Raw genomic sequence first — 3,705 nt, 5'->3', positions numbered from 1 at the left:
CCAATATCTTTTAGTGATGCTGTAGATATGGTATCAGAATTCGATTTAGCTGTTATGCCATATGAAAATGCAGATGATGAGGGTCTTAAAAAGGTATTATCAGATCATAAAGATGCTAAAAATATTGCTGTATTTATTGGACCAGAGGGTGGATTCGAAGGTGAAGAAGTAGAAGAAGCTTTAAGTAAGGGAGTGTTCCCAGTAACTCTAGGGCCTAGAATACTTAGAACAGAAACAGCAGGACTTGTAGCTTCAACGATAATACTTTACGAGATAGGAGATATGGGAGGAAAAATATGAAGAAGGTAGCCCTATACACTCTTGGTTGTAGAGTAAACCAATACGAAACAGAATCTATTACAGAAAGCTTCACTAAAAAAGGCTATGAAGTTGTAGATTTTGAAGGATATGCTGATGTATATGTAATTAATACATGTACAGTTACAAATATAGGAGACAAGAAGTCTCGTAAAATGCTTCGTAAGGCAAAAAAAACTAATAAGGATGCGGTTGTGGTTGCAGCAGGTTGTTATGCACAGGTATCACCTGAAGAGCTATCAAGTATAGAAGAAGTAGATATTGTTGTTGGAACAAGTGATAAATCTAAAATAGTTGATTTTGTTGAAGAATTTTTAAGCACTAAAGAAAAGAAGAATTACGTTGAGAATATTATGTCTGTTAGAGAGTTTGAGGAAATGGACATTGATGAGTATCAAGATAAAACACGTGCGTTCTTAAAGATTCAAGATGGATGTGATAGATATTGCTCATATTGTTTAATTCCATATGCAAGGGGACCTGTTAGAAGTAGGCCACTTGATAATATAGTATCTCAGGTTAGAGGACTTGTTGCTAATGGCTTTAAGGAGATTATTTTATCAGGGATTCATATATCATCTTATGGTAAGGATCTTAAAACACATAACCTTGTAGATGTTGTTGAGACTCTTTCTAAGACGATTGGGCTTGAGAGGATAAGGATAGGGTCAATAGAGCCTATGTTCTTTAGTGAGGGGGTATTAGAAAGGCTTAAGAGTGTTAAGTCATTCTGCCCACACTTCCATCTTTCACTTCAAAGTGGATGTGATGAAACTTTAAAGAGGATGAATAGAAGATATACAGCTGAAGAATATAAGGATGTTGTAAATAGAATTCGTGAAACTTTCGAGGATGCATCAATTACAACAGATATAATTGCAGGGTTTCCAGGTGAAACAGATGAAGAATTTAATGAAACATATAAATTCTTATCTGATATTAAGCTAGCTAAAATGCATATTTTTAAGTATAGTGAAAGAAAAGGAACTAAAGCAGAAAAACTTGATGGTAAGGTTAGTCCTGAAGTTAAAGAAGAAAGAAGCAAGGCTTTAATAGAACTTGATCTTAAAAACGAAAGAGAATACATGGAAAAATACCTAGGTAAAACAATGGATGTTTTATTTGAGGAGAGCCATGATGAAGTATATACAGGTTACACAGTTAATTACCTAAAGGTTATTGTTACTTCAGATACTAGAATTAGGGGAAAAATACTTAAGTGTACCCTAGAGCGTATTGAGGGTGACGGAATCATAGGTAAAATAATAAATCTTTAGATGATTAGGAGGTGATATAGTGGATTGTTTATTTTGTAAAATAATAAACGGCGACATACCTTCATCAAAGGTATATGAAGATGAGTGGGTATATGCATTTAATGATATAAGCCCAGTTGCGCCTGTTCATGTTTTAATTATTCCAAAGACTCATATTGCATCTGCTAATGAAATTAATTCGTCAAATGAAGAGGTTTTAGGTAAAATTTTCTCAGCAGCAAGTAATATTGCAAAGAATCTTGGAATATCTGAAAATGGATATAGAGTTGTTAATAACTGTGGTGAAGATGGAGGTCAAACCGTACACCATCTACATTTTCACTTAATTGGGGGAAGAAATCTTCAGTGGCCACCAGGCTAAATTTTGGACAACTTCTATTATTATTCATTGACAATATTTGAGGCTCTAATATATAATAATATATGTGCTATTTATAAGCTTTTTCGCAGCATCGAAAAATTAGCATTTATTTTGCTAAGCGGAGGGAGGGAGATCAGATGTCAGAAATCAAAGTTGGTGAAAACGAATCACTAGAAAGTGCTCTTCGTAGATTCAAGAAGAAGTGTGCTAGAGCAGGGGTTCTTGCAGAAGTTAGAAAAAGAGAACATTACGACAAGCCAAGCGTTAAGCGTAAGAAGAAGTCAGAGGCTGCAAGAAAGAGAAAGTTCAAGTAATTAGGAAAGAAGGGTTGTTATGTCCCTTAAAGATCAATTACAAACGGATTGGAAACTTGCCCTTAAAGCTAGAGATACTTTTAAGTCATCAGTTTTAAACATGGCAAAGGCTTCCATTATAAACGAAGAAAAAAACAAAGGCTCAGATCTTACTGACGATGAGATAGTTGATATTATTTCAAAGGAAGTAAAGATGAGAAGGGATGCAATTATAGAATTTGAAAAAGGGAACAGGCAGGACTTAGTAGACTCATCTAATGAGGAAATTAGTATTTTGCTTGGGTACCTTCCTCAGCAATTAACTGAAAATGAAATCGCTGAAATTGTTAATAATGTTGTGAATGAACTGGGAGCTAAGGACATGAAAGATATGGGCAAAGTAATGTCTAAAGTAAACCCGATTACCAAAGGTAGAGCCGATGGAAAGCTTGTAAGTCAAATAGTTAAAAACTACCTATCTAAATAGGTATGGAATAATAAAGACCTGTAGTTTACTACAGGTCTTTATATTTTATATGAAGAATATACATAGTTAATGGATTATGATAAAATTAAAATGAGGTGATATTCTTTATGAAAAAAAGAGGGATAAAACTTTTTTTAATAATGTTAGCCCTTACTATACTAATCCCATCTATTCAAGTAGTTAATGGAGCTATTTCCGATAAGGGTGTATATGTTATACCTATTAAGGGAGATATAGGTCCGTCAATTGAAGGTTTCTTATCAGATCAACTTAAAAAAGCAAAAGAATCAAATATTGGAACAGTTATTTTAGACATTAATACACTTGGAGGAAGGGTTGATTCAACTCTAAACATACAAGAGACAATAAAAAGTTATAGTAATGATTTTAAGTTCTATAGCTTTATAAATAATAAAGCTGAGTCAGCAGGAGTTATGTTAGCACTTTTAGGTGATAAGATATTTATGACCGAGGACGCAACAATTGGCTCAGCAGCGGTTGTTCCATATGATGAGAAGGTTAATTCAGCATGGGCATCAATGCTTAAGGCACAGGCAGAGTCAAAGGGAAAGCCATCAGATATTGCAAGAGCTACAGCGGACTATAACTTTGTTATTAAGGATGTTAAGGATAAGGGGACACTTCTTAATATGAGTGCAAATGAAGCTATTAAGTATAAGTTTGCCGATGGCAAAGCATCATCAATAGCTCAGGTTATTAATGAAGTTGGATATAGAGGCGATAAGGTTATACATGCACAGAAGAGTTTTAAGGTAACCTTAACAGAAATTATATCAAACCCGATGGTGTCTACACTATTACTTTTATTAGGTATGACATTTTTAGTGGCTGAAATATTTATTCCTTCATTTGGAATACTAGGAACGCTTGGAGCTACAAGTATAGGAGCCTACTTCTTAGGAAATGTTTTTGCAGGTCATAGTTCATGGTGGGCTGTAGGATTATTTT

6 protein-coding genes are annotated in these 3,705 nt (G+C 34.3%); all 6 read left to right on the top strand.

Features of this window, described 5'->3' with window-relative positions; translation table 11 throughout:
* Window positions 1-300 (top strand): RsmE family RNA methyltransferase (locus RR539_RS09960; protein ID WP_332483493.1); only part of this gene is annotated, 300 nt, incomplete at its 5' end.
* Window positions 297-1,595, top strand: a complete 1,299-nt coding sequence (gene mtaB / locus RR539_RS09955) for a tRNA (N(6)-L-threonylcarbamoyladenosine(37)-C(2))-methylthiotransferase MtaB (RefSeq protein ID WP_332500386.1) — start codon at window positions 297-299, stop codon at window positions 1,593-1,595. The genes RR539_RS09960 and mtaB, both read left to right, overlap by 4 nt.
* 16 nt (window positions 1,596-1,611) lie before the next feature.
* A complete protein-coding gene (locus tag RR539_RS09950) occupies window positions 1,612-1,956 on the top strand; it encodes a histidine triad nucleotide-binding protein (protein ID WP_332473273.1) in 345 nt (114 codons plus the stop codon).
* Window positions 1,957-2,093: 137 nt separating this feature from the next.
* Window positions 2,094-2,270 (top strand): 30S ribosomal protein S21, encoded by a 177-nt coding sequence (rpsU, locus tag RR539_RS09945; protein WP_332473250.1) that lies wholly within the window; start codon window positions 2,094-2,096, stop codon window positions 2,268-2,270.
* Between the two features lie 19 nt (window positions 2,271-2,289).
* Complete coding sequence (locus tag RR539_RS09940) at window positions 2,290-2,736, top strand: GatB/YqeY domain-containing protein (protein ID WP_332473251.1); 447 nt, start codon at window positions 2,290-2,292, stop codon at window positions 2,734-2,736.
* A 107-nt stretch (window positions 2,737-2,843) separates the two neighbouring features.
* The coding region (locus RR539_RS09935; protein WP_442878410.1) for an NfeD family protein at window positions 2,844-3,705 on the top strand (862 nt) is incomplete at its 3' end.

Origin of the sequence: Clostridium sp. (genome assembly GCF_036639235.1) — a bacterium.
Classification (GTDB): Bacteria; Bacillota; Clostridia; order Clostridiales; family Caloramatoraceae; genus Clostridium_AB.
The sequence above is the reverse complement of the archived record's forward strand: the minus strand, read 5'-3'. Positions and strand labels throughout refer to the sequence as shown.

What these genes read in the sequence shown, in the direction of transcription:
- RR539_RS09940 (WP_332473251.1), top strand. Translation starts at nt 2,290, where the DNA reads ATGTCCCTTAAAGATCAATTACAAACGGATTGGAAACTTGCCCTTAAA.
- rpsU (WP_332473250.1), top strand. Translation starts at nt 2,094, where the DNA reads ATGTCAGAAATCAAAGTTGGTGAAAACGAATCACTAGAAAGTGCTCTT.
- mtaB (WP_332500386.1), top strand. Translation starts at nt 297, where the DNA reads ATGAAGAAGGTAGCCCTATACACTCTTGGTTGTAGAGTAAACCAATAC.